Source organism: Haloterrigena alkaliphila (assembly GCF_017352155.2).
Taxonomy (GTDB): domain Archaea; phylum Halobacteriota; class Halobacteria; order Halobacteriales; family Natrialbaceae; genus Haloterrigena; species Haloterrigena alkaliphila.
On record NZ_CP071462.1, the window covers coordinates 1,960,592 to 1,979,505 of the forward strand.

The following is an 18,914-nucleotide window of genomic DNA, read 5'->3' on the forward strand; positions in this document are numbered from 1 at the left end:
GTTTGTGGTCCACCGTATCATGGCAAATAGATAGGGGTGGTCACGATATTACAGGGAACAGGGGCGGCCTAGTTCTGGGAGACGTACCTCTCGGTTTTCATCTGAAGCCGATATGCACGGCGCTGTTCGTCTGTTTCTGCCTCGGCTCTGGTTTCGAAGTCAGTTACTTCGAGGAGTCGCCGTGGTTTGTACAGGTTGGTGAACCGGGCACCGCCACTGGCCCGTCCCTCATAGTGCTGTTGCATGCGCTGAGGAAATTGGTCGCTGCGTCCTACGTAGAAGAGCCCTTTTGACTCATTGAGGAAGACTGCAGCGGATTCTCTTTCATCGGCGGGCTGGTAGCCATTGATGTGTTTTGCCTGTGTGTATCGACGGATCGCGGTGATGGCTTTTCGTTCGGCGTCCGGTGCGGGAGTACAATCGACTACGTAGACGATGTGATGGTTGCCGGGCGCTGGATTGATACCGCGTTCCTTGAGCAATGCTGCTGTGTCGGATTCGATAGTTCGGGAGAATCTGCAGAGGGTTGGGAAAGGTTGGTCGGGTACCGTCCGTTCAGGCAATTCGTTTTCTAGATCGCTGGGATCGATGTCTGGTGGGAGTGTCGTTGGTACGTGGTCGTAGTGTCGCCTGATGCCTTGGTCACTTGCTTTGATTGTGAGGATGATCCCGACGATGTATTTTCGTTCGAAGTCCAGGAGGGCTTTGTGGAGCGGCCAGCCGATTTGCTTGGTCATCAGCATATGTAACGCGGTTGCCCGCTTCTTTTTCGCGTTCCAGCTGTCGTCGTACGTTTCTTTGGTCTTAACGAGGGTTCGCCAGTCCTGCGTGGGATCGATACGTTCGAAGCAGGCGATGAGAAACTCATCTTTGAGGCTGGTTTCGTAGCTGCAGTCGTACCGATCGCCGAGGAGAGCATCCAGTTCTTCGAGGACGTCGTCTATTTCGGTGAAGTGGGGATTGAAATCGTAGTACTCTTCCCGGAAATCTGCCATGGGGTGGTATGTCGATAATCTAGACGATAAAGCTCCGTTCACAGTGCAACCACTGCAACAGTACTGTGTCTGAGATCTCTGAATGTGATGTATAGCTCCACAAAATATGCGGAATATGTGACCTAAATATGTATGGGGTGTTGTATATATGAAATTCAGTGAGAATGTTCTCAGTGGTTGAGTCGGTGAGCCGGAAACAGCAAATCCTCTAGGCCCTCAGAAACGCAGACCAACCGGTCTCTACAAACACGATCGCCGACCAGCTCGGCGTCCACTGGAAGACCGTCGCGGACGACCTCGAGGAACTCAAAGAGCGGATCAAGGGGGTTCGATCGGACGAAGCACATCCGGAAACGGATGAACACAGTGTAGCGGAACTTCATCGAGGAACGTTATCTGACACCGGATGGCCGCAGTTTCCGCGCTATCTACATCATCACTGGGTATGCGACCGTGTTCTACGATGTGATCAAGAAGCGGAAGGAGAAGCAGCACGATCTGTTCCGGAGCCTTGAGCAGAACCGGGAAGAGGTCATCCGGGATGCCGAGTTGAAGATCGCAGAAGCGATGGACAGTCACAGTAATTTCAGTTGATGTCTCACTGTTCGGACAGGGCAAACCAGTAGTTTGCCCAGTAAGATTATGAAACTCGTATTTATTGTCACAACTAATGTCTGTTCAGCGCAAGGTTCGTAACACGACGAATGCAGCGATATTTAGCCGGAATTACCCTACTCGACTCGAGGAGGCCGTTGAACTTGGCGAGGTAACTCACCGTGCATCAAAGGTTTGGCGAGCAGCCGAGGTCGGCGTCAAGAAACATGGATCGATGCCGCTCTATTACGCCACCCGCGATAGAGAGGGGATGATCACACACCGTGGGGAGATCACATCAATCGTCATCGACCCGGAACCGGAGGATCCTGAAGCAGAACGGCTGGAAGACCTCGTGTCGGACGATGATACGTATAGCCAGCACAATTCACCGCCTGAAGGCTATGCTCGGCTTGATCGAACCAACTACCTCGTAGAAGACTGTAGGGCACTCGAGGAACCGTTTCATTTCACGGAGCTTCACAAACTCTCTGATGGTACGCCGCTCGATGAGGACTACAGCTACCAACCTGCCTACGTCTACCAGCACGGAACACATCCCGAGTAAGGCAGTAGTCTAAACGGATCCCACCCGTACAGATGAGCTGACTGGGTTTTACCAGGCTTCGGGGAAGTCCGGATGGAACTTCTTCTTCCGGCCGACTTGCTCTTTCTCGAGCAACCCGAGTTTCGAGAACCAGGAGGTATAGTAGCCGGTGAAATATTTCCCTGAACCGCTGTACTGGTCGATCATCGCGTCTTCTAGGTCCTGACGAAGGATACCGTCTTCACGGTGTTCCTCTAGCAAAGATAGGTACGCGAACCCGCTACCGTAGGGCTGGAGACCGAACAGCAATGCCCGTTCGACAGGCCGTAGATCCATACGATCGTCGAATACACTGGCAATCTCTTCGCCGATTGGTGTCAGCGAAATCTCGGTGTCGGCCTCCTGCCCACCGGTAGTATTGAAGATCGGATCGTCGTCTTCGACCGAGACAATACCGAAGTTGTACTTCCCTTCGTCCGTATCGGCGTACCCTAGATCAACGAGATGCTGCCGCAACTCCTCATAGGTGACCGTCCCGTTGTCTAAAATGAAGTTGAACGTAGCCTTGACGGCTGCAGGATTCGGTGCCCAGTTGACGACAGGATAGACATCATCGGTCTGCACTTCCATCAGGAGTTCTTCTCGCTCCTCTTCTGGGAGATTCTTCATGTATTCCTTGATCTGTTCACGGTCGAGGTCATCTGGAACGTCTGATGGCTGTGTCATGGCTGAACCCATCCGAAACAATTCTCCCCATCCCTATAATACTTTCCTAGAATTGCCCACTCTTACATCAGAGAAGGGAATCTAAGGAAAGGATAGAAAGAAGTAGTGTAGCGGGTAGACTGGCGAACTCTAGATGAGGATATACGGCGGGAGAAACTGCTCCACCGGCCACGATACCGGATCAGAATCCCACACCCTATCTGTTCCGCGAGGATGTGGCGAGAACCACGATGTCCGAGCGTTCGGACTACCACATCAACGGCGATCCACCACAGGCGGAGCGAATCACTGGAACAGTCTGCTAGTTTATATTACGTTTATCCACAGGGTGCGTATCGACGCGGTGCCGATGACCGTTCACGATCGCGCTGACCGATTCGCCGAACGTCACAGCGTCCAGCACACGATCGAACCGATGTTCTGCCACTGCGGCAGCTACAAATTGCCCGGCCATGACGGGTGGCAGTGCCGCCAGGGCGGGTTTTCAGCTACGATGTCCAGGAGTTGCTCGTATTCCTCTGCCATCGGTCAGGATATCTGGTGCTGGACGACCGCGTCTGCACCACATGCGGGACAGGTAGTAGTATCGCTATCGACAGAGGTTCCGCACCGTCGGCACTCGTACACGACTTCTGTCCGGTCTGTCCAGGATAGGAGCCGGTCCATACATTTCATGGATACGAGATCACTCCGGGTTCACGACGTCGCGGCACTCGGGGCACTCCGCGTATACTGCCGGTCCCGTCTCGGTCTCGTACTCGAGGATCACATCGATCGTCGTGATCGCGGCGTGGCAGAACGGGCACGTACCGAGAGATGATGGATTCGTCGTGGACATAGATTAGGGGAGAGGGAGCGTGTGACTGTGACAGGATGGAAAGGATGCTCACTCTACTTCCAGTATAGCTCCCAGATTCGTATATAGCCGATCCAACCGCGGTGAAACTGAAACTACGCGGCTGATAGTGTCAGAGTTTATCCTTCAAGGGAGTCCAGGATATCCTACGAACTCAAATAGTCCTGTGGAGACGAGTTTCCACAGAGCTATACTGATGCACTGCGGGCTGGATTTGTATGGCGAGTCCATGGCACGGGCTGTACCGGGTTCTTGACACACTTGATAAAAGCGAGCTACGGGCGATTCGCCGCCGATGTGACTGGTGTGAGGTGGATCCACCTGAAAAAGCAAAGACAGCCTTTTCCAAGCGTATCCGCGATTCTGCGAGAAGTTCCGTGGAGGACGGGGATTACTCGTTTGAGCAAATCGTCCGGCAGATCCACGACGAGGTTCTCCGCGTAAGCCCGTATCTACCGGAAACTCGGATCAGACATATACTCCAGAAGACCTCGATCTGTGGGCATCACCGGCCGAAGGAAGTCATGGTATCCATGCAGATGTATGGGGCGCTTCGCAACGAGTTCGGGGACGACTATAAGGTATACCGTGAGCACCGTGTCCACGACCATACCCGGACGCAGTTCGATCTGTACGTTGAACATGTTCCGTCCAACAGTTGCTATCTGATCGAGACAAAGATTGCAGGTAACCTTCCAAAAAACAAGGTTCTGGGGCAAGTATATAAGTATAATCGAATCCTTGATGAGGAAACAGAGAAGGACCGGGTGCGGACCTTTCTCTTCGTGCTGGCGGATGACGAGGACGAGTGGTGGGGGAAAATCGCACAGGACCAGGATGAAACACTTGGTGACCAGTTCCAACTATCACGGAATCTCGAAGAAGAGGTTGAGAAGCAGCCGAAAACAACGGTCATCAAACGCGTCCTTGACGAGGAGTTAGTCTAACTATTTACTGAAGAGTATCGTCAGGGATCGGTTCTAATCGTCGTCTTGGGACCGTTTCCAGAGGAAATACACGATCCCGCCGACGACGACGATTAGGACAGAGGCAATAAGGAGTTGTTTGCCCAGTGAGAGGCGGAGAAATCCAGATACCCCGGTCCTTGCAGCGGCAGCAGCGCGTCCTGCAACCGTCTTCGTTGCGGTACCGATCCGCGACGCAGCACTGGTTATAGGCTTAGTTGCACCACGTTTGATCCGAGTCCCCGACAGTTTCATCCGTTGGATCACCGACCAATCGTCGATCGTAACCACATCGATTCCGTATTCAGCCGGATCAACGCCATCCTTGAGGCCATTCGTGGTTGCGATTACGTCGACATCGGAATACTGCTCGAGAACCGATTCGCCGAGAGAGTCGGAATAATGCTTCACCTGCACCGTCTTCTCGCCTGCCGGCCCTTTGATCATCCTGTCGACCCCACCGTCAGGAGTGAATACGGAAGTCTCCTCCTCTACGATGGTTCCTCCGATATCACGTGCGTACGCCTTGGCATGCATCTGCTCCGCAAGCTCGGCCTCGGCATACCGATCCACACCTGCCCGTTCAGCCGCTGCCGTACAGGCCGAAGTTGCTGTTCCTGCGTTGACCGCACTCTTACCAATTGATTCCAACCTATCAGATTCTGGATCGCCCAGTTCGGTCGATTCGTCTGGTTGAATTGTGATTTGAACGTTCTCGGCAGATTCGCTGTCTCCTGATTTCACGTCATCTACTTTTGACTTGGTTGCGCTGGCCCCGACTGCGAGCGCACCTGTCAGTGCGACGGCGCCTGCTAGAACGGGTATCATATTCTCTTTGCTAGATGGAAGTCCAAGTGATAGATATAGATACCAATGAGAGGAATCAGTGGAATCTGCTTATTCATGTGGATCTTCTTTGGGATATTATCTATAAGTCCGATCAGTTGATGAGAACGTTCTCACTCTACCTGATTTGATCCTGTTCGCTGTTCAACATCATCTAATCCCGTTCAGACTGCGTTACAAGTTCACCTGGATTACGATTCGAAGTTTGGTTCTCTGAGGAGTTCTCGAAGATACGCCCCAGCAGCCACACCAACATTAATACCCCATACGTAATAATCCGCTCCAAAGGCCTCAGCACCTGCCGATCGGTGGGTGAGTCCTTCAGTAAGAGAAAGCCGTACGCAGTCTTCGACCGAAGATTCCCCAAACTTATCGACAGCATCGTAGACGTAGAGATCAAAATGCCGACCTGGGTGATCTTCCGATCGGGGAGAGGTTGCTCGTTTTAACGTAAGTTCGACTACATCGTCAATCGATGGATGATCGGGGTCTTCTGTGTTTTCTTGGACACGATAATCCCCGTCGAAGGACATATCCTAACTTTCTTCCCTCAAAGACAAAAGTACAGCTAGTTAATTTCACACCTTAATTGGGAGAACTGGATTCTCTGACTCACTTCAGCGCCAAGTGACTCACATTCTCATCCACTGGTCGGTAGTTCTGCGTATTAACCGCTGACGGTTGTGTCAATACGACTTTGGGGGTGTGTAGTCCTGATCTTCCCAGAACGAATGTACTTCCTCCAGTTTCGGTTCCCACCACTCCTTTTGACGTTCTTCATCCCACTCCTCAATATCGTCCGGCCCCAATTCCAGCGATCGAATCATCGTGAAATACCCATCTTTGGGGAACGTTTTCACTCCGTCTTCTCTCCGAACAACGATACTCGGGAGAATTGGCCGACCATCATGCGTCTCGACGAAGCCGACTGCCCGAAGGTAATACCCTCGTGTGAAAAGGCCCAGGTCGTCTGAAATCTCATCATAGGTGGCTTTGTCACCATTTATCGCAATCCGTTCCAAACGCGGATAGAGTAGTTTCACCTTCTCGCGGAAGGTGTCTTTTTTCACATGTTTTGCCTCGTCTGGATCGCTAATTGAAGTATTGCGGTAATCTCTATCCAGTAGTTTGTGGAAAGTCTCTGTGTCGAACGTGAGGCATTTCTCGCAGCGTGCTTTACCGTCTAAGTGTTCACCGCAATTAGTACAAGCTGACATACTATATCCTGTTGATGAGATGAGGGGCTTGGATAATCAACGTTCGGTCCTCAAGAAGTTGAACGGGCATATGTGCCAGAACTGTTCAGTCCGAAGGAACTTCCTGGCTTTCAGGGATGGATTGCCAATACTCAATCCGTTATCGATTACGATGTAGAACCAAGCTCAGAGGTTTCGGACTTCCTCACTCTCTCATTCGGGATCGGGAAGACACTTTCAGGTGTGAGTGTGGCCGAACGGAAGTTCCTCGGCTAAGCACTCTACTGCACTGACCGTTACCTCTCTCTTGGCTCTGTTGAAACCCTCACTACCTGACAAGAGAGGTGTGCTGAATACAGAGCGCATATTCAACAGGGTGAAGGAACCCTTTCCCGACTACCCTTCATATAACAACGGTGGATGTTCATCAAGTTTTGTGGTTTTCCAGCATTTCCGCTGAGAATCGAAATTACTCCCGTTTCGACAGACTACCTGAGAACTCACCCGCCGGTGGTTCACCAAACACGTCCTCGTACGATTCTTCAAAGACCGAGTTCATGAGCGTCAGCAACTGGGGGCTCTCACTGCAAAACTCGTCAACGGCAGTAGTAACTTGGACGAAATAAGACGAGACCAAGTTCTCTGGATCGAGGTCGTAGTTCTTTGTGAACAGCGAGGAGGCCCTCTCCAGGTTAATCTCGTCCACATCCAGTTTCTCTAGTTCTCCACGGATTTCATCCTCATACTCTCCCGTACACTTCTCGGTGAACACGGCATTAAACGACCCGTCTCCTTCGAAGGTTTGCTTGTGGACTTTGCGCTGCGGTGGCAGCCGCAACCGGAACGAGAGTTCCTGGTTTCGCAGTTGCTCGGTCGTAGATGGGATCCGGAAGTACAGTGCGATTGTACTGTCCCAGCCAAACGGATCCTGATCCCAGTATTCTGGCATCAATCCCTGCCACTTCGGGCTGTCATTAGACCGAATCTTCCACCCGGACCCCGTCACACGGAACCGGTCCCGGATTTTATCCGCCCACTGAGCTGTGAGGTATTTGCTGACGTCGTCGAAATCGTTCTCGAATTGTCTGTGCGCTTGTTCCACTTGTTGGATGACGTCATCGTATTCGAAGTATAGTTTGAGGCGTTCGGTGAGTTCGTCTTCTTTGAATGGTGAGTCCATGTTCTCGGTCTCCTGTAGCGATTGGATGAAATCAGTGAACTGAATGACGCTCCGGTTCGGATACTGGAACAGCGAGCCTTGGAGTCGATGCTCGAACGTTTTTGCGATCGCCGCCCAATCAACCGCGTCAAATTCGTCGTCTTCAGGGGGTTCTGCTACCGCCTTCTTCACGTAGACATAGGTTGCCTCGTCAAGTTCGTCGACATTGATTTCGGTTGTGTCGAACCATGTGAATTGCCAGCTGTCTGCTGCGGTGTATGTTGGTGTCTGATTCTCGTTCTCGTCGGCGCCGACTTTCAACTCCAAGAATACCGCCCAGTCTGGGTGGTCGTCTAGGGCTTGCCCACCACAGATAACGAGGTCTATACGGCTATCCGAGCTCTCGTCTGCGATATGTACCTCTTCCTCAATCTCGACGTATTGGGCTGCAACGTTCAACTCGGGGACGTCAACAACCTCTAAGAACACTTCTAGGAAGGTGTCCCCGAAGCCGTGGGGCTTGTGTGGATCCAGGAAATACTTAAGCGTCTGTTGATACTTCTTCTCCCGTCGCCCGGATAGAAATGAAAATACGCCATACGGCTGTTGAGCTCGGCGATCGAGTTCCAGATACCGGTCGATGAAGTCCTCTATCCGCTCTGTATCCAACTCTAAAATATCCTCTCCCATACCTGCCCACATCCTTCGTGACTTCCATTAAACTACTCCTGGATGGCAATCACTGCATAGATCCTTCCCTTCCAATCGGGTACTACATTCATATCCCCGTACAAAGTTTGGATTAGATCTCTTCAGCTGGAATACGTAGGAACCAAGTGTTGCGTACAAGCTCTGTATTCAGCACTGTTGCTGAAAACTATCAGCAATTGAGGGTTTCAACAGGGCCCCTCTCTTCTATACTGATCACGAATCTTCCACTCTGCTCTGGATAAAGAAACCAGTAATGCGAGTGGATCGATCAGTGGGCCCTGAACGTTAGCATCGCCGTGACGGCGTCTCTTCTCAGTCATAACATCGTTTACCTACCCTCAGTTGTCGCTGGACACCTCCTCGTAGCCGTCAAACGTGTAAACACGGAATATCGTGCCCGTGGTCTCACCCTCGCCGGTCGTGGCGGGGCCACCCTTGGTGGCTGTCGCGTGCAAGCCCTTCCAGATTTGGGCGTCCTGATAGGCATCCTTCTCCTGCGGAACCAGTTCGAACAGCGACTCGGGAGCGACTACGACGAGCTTTTTCTTCATCCGTGAAAGCGCGACGTTGAGTCGGTTCGGATTCATGATAAAGTCACTCTCGAGGTCGAGGTAGGAGGGGTCGCTGACGGCGGCGGAGACGACGATGCACTCACGCTCATCGCCTTGGAACCGCTCGACAGTGTCCACGTCCACGTTGTCGCCGGTGCGGGCCCCAATGAGGGCCTTCTGCGCATTGTGTGGGGTGACGACGCCGACGCCCTCCTCGCCCGGTACCAACTCGCAGAGCCGACTGACGAGGTTGGCTTCCGTCTCGTTGCGCTGCTGACTGCCGCGATCATCGTGCGTGATGAGGATCAGCGGCGACTCCTCGAAGACGGGATGTAGCGCGTCGGGCACGTCGCCGTCGGCGGTCTCCAGCGTCGAGTCCACGTCGGAGACGTATTTGATGCCGTCCTGCTCGTACATCCAGCGGCGGAGGAACTCCGTGACGTCGAGGTGGCAGCGATACGTCTTCCGCAGCCGCGTGAACTCGATGCCATCTGCCTCCGGCGAGTCCTCGTCGAAGAGGTCGTGCCGCTTGAGCCGCTCGACGTCATCGCCGCGCAGGTACCGGCAGAAGTTCAGCGCCGAGAGGAACGCCGCCGACTGGATCGTAGGCGTGCGATCCTCGTCGATCCACCCGCGTTGCTGTACCGGCGGCATCTGTCGATGGTCGCCCGCGATGACCGTCTGGGCGTCCTCCGTGATGAGTGGGCTCGCCATGAACAGCTGTGGAAGCGTCATCATGGACGCCTCGTCAACGGCCAGCAAGCTGAACAACTGGGGCGAGGTACTGTAGGCTGCGGATGGAGCTTCGTTGCCGTCGTAGAGTTGCTTGGTGAGCTTGAAGACGGACTGTGGCGTGGCGAACACGATGACCGACCGCACGTCGTCGAGTTTGGCGGTCCAGAGCGCCCGGACGAGCCAGCTCATGTCGCTGCTGTTGCTGGTGTCGAGGTACCGTACGTCGTCGTTCCCGCCGTCCGACGGGTTCTTGTCGAGGCGGACGAGCTGAACACCCTCGACATCACCGACGTCTTCGTTGAGGCACCACTCGTGGAGGTGGACGGTTTCATCCAGTACCTCGTCGATGGCGGTGTGCGTGGGCGCAGCGATGAGCCCATTGAACGGTTCCTCGTTGGCGAGGCGGCTGCTGGCGCGGGAGAGCAAGCCCGGTGCGAGCGATCCCTTTGTCTTCCCCGTTCCGGGCGGGCCCTGCAAGAGACTCAGGTTGACGTCGGTCTTCTCGATAAACTCCCGCTGCTTCTTGTTGGGCGCGACGAACTCATCGTTGTCGCTGGCCTCGGCCGCCTCCTCGAGGTCGTTAAGGAAGTCCTCGACGCCGGCGGTGTCGAAGCCGCTTGTCACGAGATCGGCGGGGGTGTACGAGCCGGTGCGGATGGACTCTATCAGGTCGTACAATTGGTTGCCGTCTGCGCCGTTGAGCGCGTGGTTGGCGCGGGCGGCCCCGATGGTCATGTCGTCCTCATCCAGCAGGAGCAGGTCACCCTCGTTGATGGTACACTCGTAGCCGTTCTCAGCGGGCTCGCCGAAGCGGGGCGTCGGGTACCACTGTTCGTACTCGTCGTTGCGCCACCACATCTTGCTGGCCCCCTCAAGGTGGATGATGCCGGCGTCCCAGTCGAGGTTCTCGATGCTGAACCGGGGCGCGTTGCTGACCGACCACTCGTCGGTGTCGACAGCCAGTTCGCCGGAGTCCGCCGAGAGTTTTGAGGCGGTGACGAACGGGCCATCGACGCGGCAGGCCTGCTCAAGGAGTTCGCGGTTCTCGCCGTCGAGGGCGCGGTGGTCGTAGGCCATTTCTGCGACGACATCACAGGCGTCCGACTCGAAGGACTCGACTACGACCGGGATCGCCCGCCCGGTGCGGATGCGTTCGAGGACGGGCTTGTCGCGCCGCCGTTCGAGTTCACGGAGCGATGCCTCGTGTTCAAGGTCGACCACATCACTGCCGCAATCGGCCAGCGAACGGCTCTCGCGGTTGCCCAGTTCTACTTCGAGCCGTGGCAGATTCGCCGGCAGCGGGTGCTTCTCGACGGTGCTGTCCTTATTGAGTATTTTCCCGCAGAACTTCAGATCCCGCTCAATGTCGCGGAGAGCGAGCGCGAGCCGCTCGCCGAGTTCCTCGATGTCCCCCTTGTAGATGGGGAGTTCCTCCTCGCTGGAGTCGACCCAGACGAAACGATTGGAGAGCCCCTCGAATCCTTCTTCAGTGTCTTTCCACTCCTCGTACGGTACGTCAATATCCGTGGCTCCCCAGAAGTACTCGACAGGGAGTTGTGAGCGGTTCCGCGCCCGTGTTGGATAGTAGACGTCGTGGCTCTCCTCGCTGTCGCTGACGAACTCGAAGGAGCCGTCTGCCCGCCTGCGACCCGGGGCGGAACGGGTAATGAACTGGTAGGCGAACTCGTCACGAAGGTCGACCGTCTCGTCGTCCGCGGCCCGCGTGTGCTGCCAAAACTCCTTGTCGTATCCAGCGACTTGGTCGTGGGCGTGCGGGATGCCGTAGCCCGGATCGGCGAACGCGCAGTGGTTCCTGAGCGCGGGCTGGACGACGCTGACCATCGATTGCTCTAGGTGCGGCACCGAGTCCTTGATGCCGCCGCGCAGGTCGAGGACATCCCGTAGGATGCGGCAGGCGTAGCGGTCGTCGTGCCGCCGCAGGGCGTCCGTAAGGGAACGCCGCTCTCCTTCGCTGTGCAGGTAGAAGTGATACGAGGTTTCCTCTTTGTCGACGTTGATCTCGCTAGCGACCTGTTCGATGGCCGTGAATGCAGCCTCGGCAAACGTCTCAAGACGTTCACCTTCAATGTCGGCATACTCGCTCTCGTCTTCCGGGATTTTGTCAACGGCCGTCGAGAACGAGATGATGTTCTTGCGAGGGTCGTAGTCGTCATCGGGGTCGTCGGGATGGAGCCGACCGCAATCGACGGCGGCACTGAGCATTAGAGTTCGTTCGTTGATGTAGTCCATCTCCACATTGAGGTAGACACGGATCAGCGAGTCCTGCGGGATAGGCAGGTCAACATCCCAGCTGTCCGGCGGGTCGTCGTTTGGGAGGTCGGCCTTGCCGCTGCCCTGCAGCCAGACCTTCCCCTTCCAACCGGCCTCGCGGTTGGCGAGCGGGTGGGACGGGTTGAGCTTGCCGAGTTTGGCTTGCGCCCGTTGGGCGGTGAGTTGCATCTTCTCGGAGACACGCAGGTCACCGTTCAATTCCTGCACCACGTCCTCGTAGCCGTCGCGGACGGCAGGCAGGTCATTGTAGGGGCGCAGGTCATCCGGTTGCTCAACGAGTGCGGCGACGTCCTTGAGCGTGTGGAGGTCTTGCTCGCGGTAGGCCATCTGTTCGGGCAGCGACAGGCCGAGGAGACTGATGTCTTGCTGCTCGACCGCGATGATGTAGAAGTACTCGCCGTACTGGGATTCGTGGGCGGCCTTTCCTAGCTCGAACATCGGCACGTCCTCGCGGCCGAACACCTCGTTGAGAAAGCCGTCCTCGGCGAGCAACCGCCGAATGTCCTCGCGGCGGGACGCTGGGTTGAACGACGGCAGCTCCTCGTAGTCGAGAAAGTTGATGCTAGTGTCGCCGTCGATGATGCCTGCCGTGAGATCGTACTCTACATCCGTCCCTTCGTCGAGGATCTTGTTGATGATCGTCGAGTAAAAAACGGCCTGAAGCTGATGGTGAGGCTTCTCTTCGCCCGCTTTCACGTCCATTGCCCGAATGTGGACAGCGGCGTCAGTGTCGTCGTCGGGCTTCGCCGGCCAGACGACCACGATGTCGGCCTCGCTGTTGATCGGGAAGTCATCGATCCAACCGTTGAGGTCGGGATTAACGAGCAGGGCTGGGCCGTGGGTACTTCCGCGGGCGACGCGCTCGATGGTCTCGATGATCTCGTCGTCACTGAAGTCGGGATCACAGACTGCGTCTGGGTGCCCGGAGAGGTCGGGCGCGTTCTCGGCAACTTCCCAGACGCGGACAACTCCGGCCATGGGGGCGAGTTGCTCGACGACGTGTTCCTCGTGCTTGTCGCCAAGCGTTGTGAGCGCCGGCGCGGGAGCATAATCGGGCTCCACTAACTTCTCATCGGAGACGGGGGGTACCCCGCGTTGATTGTCATCACGGGAGAGGAACTTCAGGTCCGTGAACAGTGTTGACCTACTGAACTGGACTACTTCCGTGACGTTGGATGGACTAATGGGCTCTTTGCCCTTGTCCCCGCTATCTCTATCTTCGTTCGGGTTTGGTGTCATAATCGGATTTGATTGAGTCCAGTTTCGCGGATTCGAGATACGAGCGCCGCTGCTCTAGCTTTACCTCCTCTGATCGTCGGTCGTAGTGCTTATCTAGGATTTTTCGGCTGACATCCATCCGATCCCCGACGACTTCGGTTGGGACATCCTTCGTTAGAAAGTGGGTGATGCTCCCTCGTCGAACCGCGTGTGGAGTCACTGCTTCGGGGCACTTCGCGTCTGTACTCTCCGCACAATCAGGACACTCCTCGTCGAGGAAGCAGGGTGCTGTGATATTGTAGACATAGCGGCGCATGCTACTCCTAGAGAGTCGTCCTTGACGACTCGTCAACAGGGGTTCACGCCCGGTATCATCGGTCTGATCAGGACGCGTATTTTCGATATAGTCCTCCAGTAAGATCGCTAAACCTGGTGAGATCGCCACAAGCCGTTCGCCACCAGTCCCATTTTTTAACGGTGTTCCCGTCTCCGGTCGGTGGCTAAACCTCAAGAACTCGTCCTCTAGATCGACATCCTGCAGATCGAGTGATTTGGCAGCGCCGATCCGAATTCCCGTCTCCCATAGCAGGGCGAGCAGAACGTGTTTGATCGACGCGTAGGAGAAATTCGAGAGGTACGACAGAATCTCCTCTGCTCGGTCTTTTTCTAGCAACTCGTCCCGTTGTTGCTCCTCCGTAGGGACCTGTGGGACCATGACTTTGGTGTAGAGGTTCGGATCAACTGCTTCGATAGACCCACACCAGCGCAGGAACACTCGGATCGTACTCATCTGCGTTTGGAGCGAGACCGCGTTCAGGTCTCCGTCTTCCTTTCGCCAGAGGCGGTATTCGTGAATGTGTCGCCCCGTAAGGTCGTTCATATTGTCGATCCCCTTCTCGTCGCACCAGCGGACGAAGTGGTTCGTTCGGTATCGGTGACCCTGGACCGTCTTCTCCATCGCCTGGGACGCTTTGTGGTCGAGGTATAGTTGCTGCGCGGTACTCGGATCGATCGGATCGAGATTGTGGTTTCCGTCTTCGGACATGGGTTATCTCGGAATCCCAACCTGAAGGAAACCACCCGACTGAACCGGGTCTACAGAAGCGTTCAGTGCCTGAACGGACCTATATTCGTACTGACTCATTTCCGAGTTGGCCCACTCAGTTTCTGACCGGTTCGTAGACGCCCGATACCGTCGAGTTCGCTCGTCTAGTGGCCTGGGTTCCATTCTTCCAAATCAAATCGTCACACCCGCAGAACCTGAACGAAATGCGTCCCCCTCGGGTCGAGTGGCCAGTAGCTTGGCTCGAGCAACTGGTCCAGCGCAGCCGTGTAGCACTTTCGGATTTTGGTGCCGACGCCTCGCTGCATCGGCGCACAGTTCGTCGACGAGTCGCAAGAGTCGCTGCGGAGGGGGACTCGATCACGTCCGGACTCGCGAGAGTCGCTCGCGAACCGAAACCGGTATCGGACCGTGACTGTCTCGGACCGGTGTCGTATCGGTTACGTTCATTAGCGGTGACATGGTTGCTTTCGGGTAAGGACAGCAAGCGATGGACGACAATCAGTCGACTGCGGCGGTGCTCGGCGGCTCCGTCTCCGGACTCGCGGCGGCGACGGGACTGCTCCGTATCGCGGAGTTCGACCGGGTGACCGTCTACGAACGGCAAGAGTACGACGACAAACGCGTCGACTGTGGCGAGGCGATCAACGATACGACGCTGATACCGCTCCCGAAGACGCCCGAAAACGGATTCGTCAACGACGTCGACGGCTTCCAGCTCCGCGTGTACGAAGGGACCGATCGATCGCGCGACGCCCGGCCGCTCGCGAAATCGAACGTTCGGTGCGAGCCGGGGTACATCTGCGAGCGCCCCGTCGTCGAACGGCGGTGGGCCGAGGAACTGGAGGCCAGGGGCGTCGAGTTCCGGACCGGGCGATCGGTCTCGCCCGACGAGTACGCTGACATTATCGAATCGTACGACTACGTCGTCGACGCGTCGGGTCAGCCGTCCCTGACGCTCAAAGCGAACGGGGACGCGCGCGAGTACACCGGCGACATGGTCGCGCTCAACGCGACGGTCGAGGGCGACTTCTCGGCCTACGCGAACTGGCCCCGGATCTTCTTCGAGGGGTACGTCGGCTACGCCTGGGCGTTCCCGAAGTCCGACGGCCACGCGAACGTCGGCATCGGCTGGGCCGGCGATCGGCGTCCCGACGACTACGTCGCCGCGCTCGAGGCCGCCGCCGAGCGGAACGCGTTCCCGGTCCCCGACCGGGCGGACGTGAACCTCGCAACCATCCCGAGGGGGCCCAGCCTCGACCCCGACCGCGTCTACGATCCCGAGGCGAACGTGTTTCTCGTCGGCGACGCGGCCGGAATCGCCAACCGGTATCAGGGCGAGGGGATCTGTCAGGGGATCAGATCGGCGTACCTCGCCGCGACGCTGATCGCGAACGGGACCGAGTCGGCCTACCCGCGGAAGCTGTACGACCTACTGCGGTCCGAGTACCGGCTCGCCCGGCTGATGCGCGGCGCGTGGGTCGAACACGAGGACCCCGACCTCCTGGCGTCCGTCGCGGACGCGCTCGAGGGGCTCACCATCGAGGATATCACTCGCCGACCCGCGACCGTGATGCGGCGCGTCGCGAAGCGACCGTCGGCCGCGCTCGAACTGGTCGCCGACGCCGGAATGCTCCGCCGGCTCTACGGTGCGTACACCGACTCGTGGGAGTACGCTACCGAACGTGAACCGGACGGCTGACCCTCATCGCGGCCCTGTTCCATCGCGTCCTGAAAACGCACTGACGACACACCGCGGGGGCGGCGGATCGCTCGTTCGTGCGCGGTTCGCTCCCAATCGCGGACGGGGCGGTCGGTTACTCGACGATCAACACCGGAACCGACGCCTCCTCGGAGACGCGTTTCGACACGCTCCCGCGAACGAGGTGGTCCAGTTCTCGATGGCGACCGATGACGACGAGATCGATCTCACGGTCGTCGGCATACTGCAGAATTGCGCTGTGGCGGAGGCCGTGAGTGACGTCACCGTCGACGCGCTCGACTCCTGCCTCCGTCGCGCGATCCCGGACGTAGTCGACCGCCTCTCGGCCGATTCCCTCGAGATCGTCGAAGTCGATTCCGGGGGCGATCGCGGCCGAATTGACCACGTAGAGCGCGTGGAGCGCCGCACCGTGTTCGACGGCGAGGTCGATCGCTTCGTCGATCGCCCGTTCGGTGCTCTCGCGGCCGTCGGTCGGGACGAGAATGCGGTCGTACATACCACGTCGTTCGTCGAGAGATGCAATAATCGTGGGGCCGTCGACGGCGTCTTTCGCCGACATCGCGACTCGGTCGGTCGTCGCTCCCGACGCCGCGGCCGTGGTCCCGCGGTTCGGCCCCTCGAAATCATAAGGGACGGACTCCGAGGTGTACTCACCGATGTACTCCGACGTCCTCCTCGCGACCGACGGAAGCGAGTGTGCGCGCGCGGCGACGACCCACGCCGTCGACCTCGCGGCGACGTACGGGGCGACGTTGCACGCCCTCTACGTGATCGAAACGCGGATCGGCTACGACAGCGACATCGTCGATCCGGCGACGGTCGAGGACGACCTCCGTGCCGACGGCGAAGCCGTCCTCGAGGCGGTCGAGACCGAGAGTCGAGCGCGGGACGTGACGCTCGTCGACCGGATCCGGAAGGGCGTGCCCGAACGGGAGATCGCCGACTACGTCGAGACGGCGGACATCGATCTCGTCGTCCTCGGGGAACGGGGGAAGTCGGCGTTCAAGACGGTTCTGCTCGGGAGCACGAGCGAGGCGCTCGTGCGCGACCTCTCGATCCCCGTCGTGTTAGTTTCCGACGGCGACGACGAGTAGCCTGCCGCGCGATCGGGTTCGGATCGCGATCGGCCTCGCCTCGAGCGGAACGGGGCAGCCGTGATGCCCGGTTCCGGTCCTCGTGGTCCGATAGCCGTCGAATCGTCGGATGGGAACCGCCGGCTACTCGTGAGCGAATCGCGAGCAACAGCTATGTAGTTCCGTCCGCTACGGAAGGACACAATGATGGCGACTACCCACGCTCTCTGGGGCATGCTGCTGGCGCTCCCCGTTCTTGTACTCGCGCCGGAGCATGCTCCCACCGCGGTCGCCGCCGGTCTCGTCGGCGGCCTGGTCCCCGACTTCGACCTCTACGCCGGCCACCGAAAGACGTTCCACTACCCGGTCTACGCGTCGACTGCGACCGTCCCGGCGGTCGCGGCCGCCCTCGTTTCGCCGACGACGACGACCGTTGCGCTGGCCGTCGGCCTCGCCGCGGCGGCACTGCACGCCGTGACCGACGCCGCCGGTGGCGGTCTCGAACTGCGACCGTGGCAGGGCCGTTCCGAACGGGCGGTCTACAGCCACTACCACGGACACTGGATCCGTCCTCGCCGCTGGGTTCGCTACGACGGCGCCCCCGAGGACCTCGCGCTCGCGGGTGTCGCGGCGGTCCCGTTGATAATCGTGGCCGATGGCCCGGTCACGACCTTTGCGGCCGCGATGCTGGCAGTGTCGGCCGTCTACGTCCTGCTGCGAAAGCCGCTCGCGACCCTCGCGGCATCGCTCGCCGGGCGGGCACCGCGACCGATCGCGCCGTATCTCCCCGAGCGCTATCGGGAGACCTGACCGTCCTGCCGATCGAACGACTCGAGTCCGGTCGACGGCCCGGACCGTGTCCGACGTTCGTGTCGATATCTCTATAAACTCCGAGTAGTCAGTGTCGCTCACGCGCATGAAGAGACCGGCCGACTTGGGCGGAGAACACGGGATCCGGTACGCGTTGCTCACCGTGTTCCTCGTCGGACTCCGACGCCGGGATCCGGGGGCGGTCGTCAACGCCGCCGTCGCGGCGATCGGCACGTACCTTCCCGAGTTCGTCGAACGCGCGTACGGCGTCGAACTCCGGCCGTGGCAGCGGGCGTACGTGAACACCGCGATGGTCACCCACGCGATCGGCATGCTCGGGCCGTACGACGATGTCTGGTGGTGGGACCACCTCACGCACGCGCACTCCTCGTCGATTCTGGGCGGGATCGTCTACGCGGCCAGCCGTCGACGCGGACGCGATCCCGGTCCGCGGGTCGTCGCCGTCGTCGTCTGTCTCGGACTCCTCTGGGAAATCGCCGAGTACGCTATCCACGCCGCGGCGAATCGTCTCGGACTCGAGCCGATACTCGTCACGTACGGCCCGAAAGACACGCTCCTCGACATCGTCTTCAACCTTGTCGGTGCGCTGCTCGTGCTCGCGTTCGGTGACCGCGTCCTCGGCGACCTCGCCACCGAGTAGCTCGTCGGCGGTGTTCGATGGATCTGATCCCGACGTGAATCGAGCAGTCCGCTGTTTGTTCCCGGCCCGAGCTCGAAATTGTCAACGAAAATCCGTTGTTAGAATATCGGTTAGAACCGCCGTTTATCGGCCATTGCGCCAAGTACTCCGATTTCCGATAGTCCGTCACGATCGATCACATCAGTTCAACGAT

At 57.8% G+C, this 18,914-nt stretch carries 16 protein-coding genes; 6 read left to right on the forward strand and 10 right to left on the reverse strand.

What is annotated here, in order from left to right; translation table 11 throughout:
- Positions 1-68: 68 nt before the first annotated feature.
- Entirely contained in the window at positions 69-995 is a 927-nt protein-coding gene (locus tag J0X25_RS28340; RefSeq protein ID WP_207287212.1) for a GIY-YIG nuclease family protein, read from the reverse strand.
- Between the two features lie 670 nt (positions 996-1,665).
- Between J0X25_RS28340 and J0X25_RS28350 the strand changes: the two genes are divergently transcribed.
- Positions 1,666-2,157: a YbaB/EbfC family nucleoid-associated protein gene (locus J0X25_RS28350; protein ID WP_207287213.1), complete on the forward strand. Its 492-nt coding sequence runs from the start codon at positions 1,666-1,668 to the stop codon at positions 2,155-2,157.
- Positions 2,158-2,205: 48 nt separating this feature from the next.
- Here J0X25_RS28350 and J0X25_RS28355 read toward each other — a convergent pair whose 3' ends face one another.
- Together J0X25_RS28355 and J0X25_RS28360 are read right to left on the reverse strand one after the other, a co-directional pair.
- Complete coding sequence (locus J0X25_RS28355; RefSeq protein ID WP_207287214.1) at positions 2,206-2,862, reverse strand: hypothetical protein; 657 nt, start codon at positions 2,860-2,862, stop codon at positions 2,206-2,208.
- A gap of 685 nt (positions 2,863-3,547) precedes the next feature.
- A complete protein-coding gene (locus tag J0X25_RS28360) occupies positions 3,548-3,700 on the reverse strand; it encodes a DUF7837 family putative zinc-binding protein (protein ID WP_207287215.1) in 153 nt (50 codons plus the stop codon).
- Between the two features lie 236 nt (positions 3,701-3,936).
- Between J0X25_RS28360 and J0X25_RS28365 the strand changes: the two genes are divergently transcribed.
- Positions 3,937-4,665, forward strand: coding sequence for a hypothetical protein (locus tag J0X25_RS28365; protein ID WP_207287216.1), 729 nt, complete (start codon positions 3,937-3,939; stop codon positions 4,663-4,665).
- Between the two features lie 33 nt (positions 4,666-4,698).
- Here J0X25_RS28365 and J0X25_RS28370 read toward each other — a convergent pair whose 3' ends face one another.
- The 6 genes from J0X25_RS28370 to J0X25_RS28395 all read right to left on the reverse strand — a co-directional run bounded on the left by J0X25_RS28370 (position 4,699) and on the right by J0X25_RS28395 (position 14,436).
- Positions 4,699-5,427 (reverse strand): hypothetical protein, encoded by a 729-nt coding sequence (locus J0X25_RS28370; RefSeq protein ID WP_226776965.1) that lies wholly within the window; start codon positions 5,425-5,427, stop codon positions 4,699-4,701.
- A 293-nt stretch (positions 5,428-5,720) separates the two neighbouring features.
- Complete coding sequence (locus J0X25_RS28375) at positions 5,721-6,062, reverse strand: DUF8158 family protein (RefSeq protein WP_207287218.1); 342 nt, start codon at positions 6,060-6,062, stop codon at positions 5,721-5,723.
- 153 nt (positions 6,063-6,215) lie between these two features.
- A complete protein-coding gene (locus tag J0X25_RS28380; RefSeq protein ID WP_207287219.1) occupies positions 6,216-6,599 on the reverse strand; it encodes a hypothetical protein in 384 nt (127 codons plus the stop codon).
- 595 nt (positions 6,600-7,194) lie between these two features.
- On the reverse strand, positions 7,195-8,574 hold the full coding sequence (locus J0X25_RS28385; protein WP_207287220.1) for a PD-(D/E)XK nuclease family protein: 1,380 nt from the start codon (positions 8,572-8,574) through the stop codon (positions 7,195-7,197).
- A gap of 359 nt (positions 8,575-8,933) precedes the next feature.
- Positions 8,934-13,412, reverse strand: a complete 4,479-nt coding sequence (locus tag J0X25_RS28390) for a DEAD/DEAH box helicase (protein WP_207287221.1) — start codon at positions 13,410-13,412, stop codon at positions 8,934-8,936.
- On the reverse strand, positions 13,387-14,436 hold the full coding sequence (locus tag J0X25_RS28395; RefSeq protein WP_207287222.1) for a tyrosine-type recombinase/integrase: 1,050 nt from the start codon (positions 14,434-14,436) through the stop codon (positions 13,387-13,389). The genes J0X25_RS28390 and J0X25_RS28395 overlap by 26 nt, the downstream gene beginning before the upstream one ends.
- Positions 14,437-14,944: 508 nt before the next feature.
- On the opposite strand from J0X25_RS28395, the gene J0X25_RS28400 reads away from it, so the two are divergent.
- Positions 14,945-16,156 carry an NAD(P)/FAD-dependent oxidoreductase gene (locus J0X25_RS28400; protein ID WP_207287223.1) on the forward strand — a complete coding sequence of 404 codons (1,212 nt, stop codon included), beginning with the start codon at positions 14,945-14,947 and terminating at the stop codon, positions 16,154-16,156.
- Between the two features lie 115 nt (positions 16,157-16,271).
- Here J0X25_RS28400 and J0X25_RS28405 read toward each other — a convergent pair whose 3' ends face one another.
- Positions 16,272-16,673 carry a universal stress protein gene (locus tag J0X25_RS28405; RefSeq protein ID WP_207287224.1) on the reverse strand — a complete coding sequence of 134 codons (402 nt, stop codon included), beginning with the start codon at positions 16,671-16,673 and terminating at the stop codon, positions 16,272-16,274.
- Positions 16,674-16,833: 160 nt separating this feature from the next.
- On the opposite strand from J0X25_RS28405, the gene J0X25_RS28410 reads away from it, so the two are divergent.
- The 3 genes from J0X25_RS28410 to J0X25_RS28420 all read left to right on the forward strand — a co-directional run bounded on the left by J0X25_RS28410 (position 16,834) and on the right by J0X25_RS28420 (position 18,721).
- Positions 16,834-17,271, forward strand: coding sequence for a universal stress protein (locus J0X25_RS28410; RefSeq protein ID WP_207287225.1), 438 nt, complete (start codon positions 16,834-16,836; stop codon positions 17,269-17,271).
- Between the two features lie 183 nt (positions 17,272-17,454).
- Complete coding sequence (locus J0X25_RS28415; protein WP_207287226.1) at positions 17,455-18,060, forward strand: metal-dependent hydrolase; 606 nt, start codon at positions 17,455-17,457, stop codon at positions 18,058-18,060.
- A gap of 106 nt (positions 18,061-18,166) precedes the next feature.
- Positions 18,167-18,721: a DUF2238 domain-containing protein gene (locus tag J0X25_RS28420; RefSeq protein ID WP_207287227.1), complete on the forward strand. Its 555-nt coding sequence runs from the start codon at positions 18,167-18,169 to the stop codon at positions 18,719-18,721.
- The last annotated feature ends 193 nt before the right edge of the window (positions 18,722-18,914 follow it).

What these genes read in the sequence shown, in the direction of transcription:
- J0X25_RS28340 (WP_207287212.1), bottom strand. Translation starts at nt 995, where the DNA reads ATGGCAGATTTCCGGGAAGAGTACTACGATTTCAATCCCCACTTCACC.
- J0X25_RS28350 (WP_207287213.1), top strand. Translation starts at nt 1,666, where the DNA reads ATGTCTGTTCAGCGCAAGGTTCGTAACACGACGAATGCAGCGATATTT.
- J0X25_RS28355 (WP_207287214.1), bottom strand. Translation starts at nt 2,862, where the DNA reads ATGACACAGCCATCAGACGTTCCAGATGACCTCGACCGTGAACAGATC.
- J0X25_RS28360 (WP_207287215.1), bottom strand. Translation starts at nt 3,700, where the DNA reads ATGTCCACGACGAATCCATCATCTCTCGGTACGTGCCCGTTCTGCCAC.
- J0X25_RS28365 (WP_207287216.1), top strand. Translation starts at nt 3,937, where the DNA reads ATGGCGAGTCCATGGCACGGGCTGTACCGGGTTCTTGACACACTTGAT.
- J0X25_RS28375 (WP_207287218.1), bottom strand. Translation starts at nt 6,062, where the DNA reads ATGTCCTTCGACGGGGATTATCGTGTCCAAGAAAACACAGAAGACCCC.
- J0X25_RS28385 (WP_207287220.1), bottom strand. Translation starts at nt 8,574, where the DNA reads ATGGGAGAGGATATTTTAGAGTTGGATACAGAGCGGATAGAGGACTTC.
- J0X25_RS28390 (WP_207287221.1), bottom strand. Translation starts at nt 13,412, where the DNA reads ATGACACCAAACCCGAACGAAGATAGAGATAGCGGGGACAAGGGCAAA.
- J0X25_RS28395 (WP_207287222.1), bottom strand. Translation starts at nt 14,436, where the DNA reads ATGTCCGAAGACGGAAACCACAATCTCGATCCGATCGATCCGAGTACC.
- J0X25_RS28400 (WP_207287223.1), top strand. Translation starts at nt 14,945, where the DNA reads ATGGACGACAATCAGTCGACTGCGGCGGTGCTCGGCGGCTCCGTCTCC.
- J0X25_RS28405 (WP_207287224.1), bottom strand. Translation starts at nt 16,673, where the DNA reads ATGTACGACCGCATTCTCGTCCCGACCGACGGCCGCGAGAGCACCGAA.
- J0X25_RS28410 (WP_207287225.1), top strand. Translation starts at nt 16,834, where the DNA reads ATGTACTCCGACGTCCTCCTCGCGACCGACGGAAGCGAGTGTGCGCGC.
- J0X25_RS28415 (WP_207287226.1), top strand. Translation starts at nt 17,455, where the DNA reads ATGATGGCGACTACCCACGCTCTCTGGGGCATGCTGCTGGCGCTCCCC.
- J0X25_RS28420 (WP_207287227.1), top strand. Translation starts at nt 18,167, where the DNA reads ATGAAGAGACCGGCCGACTTGGGCGGAGAACACGGGATCCGGTACGCG.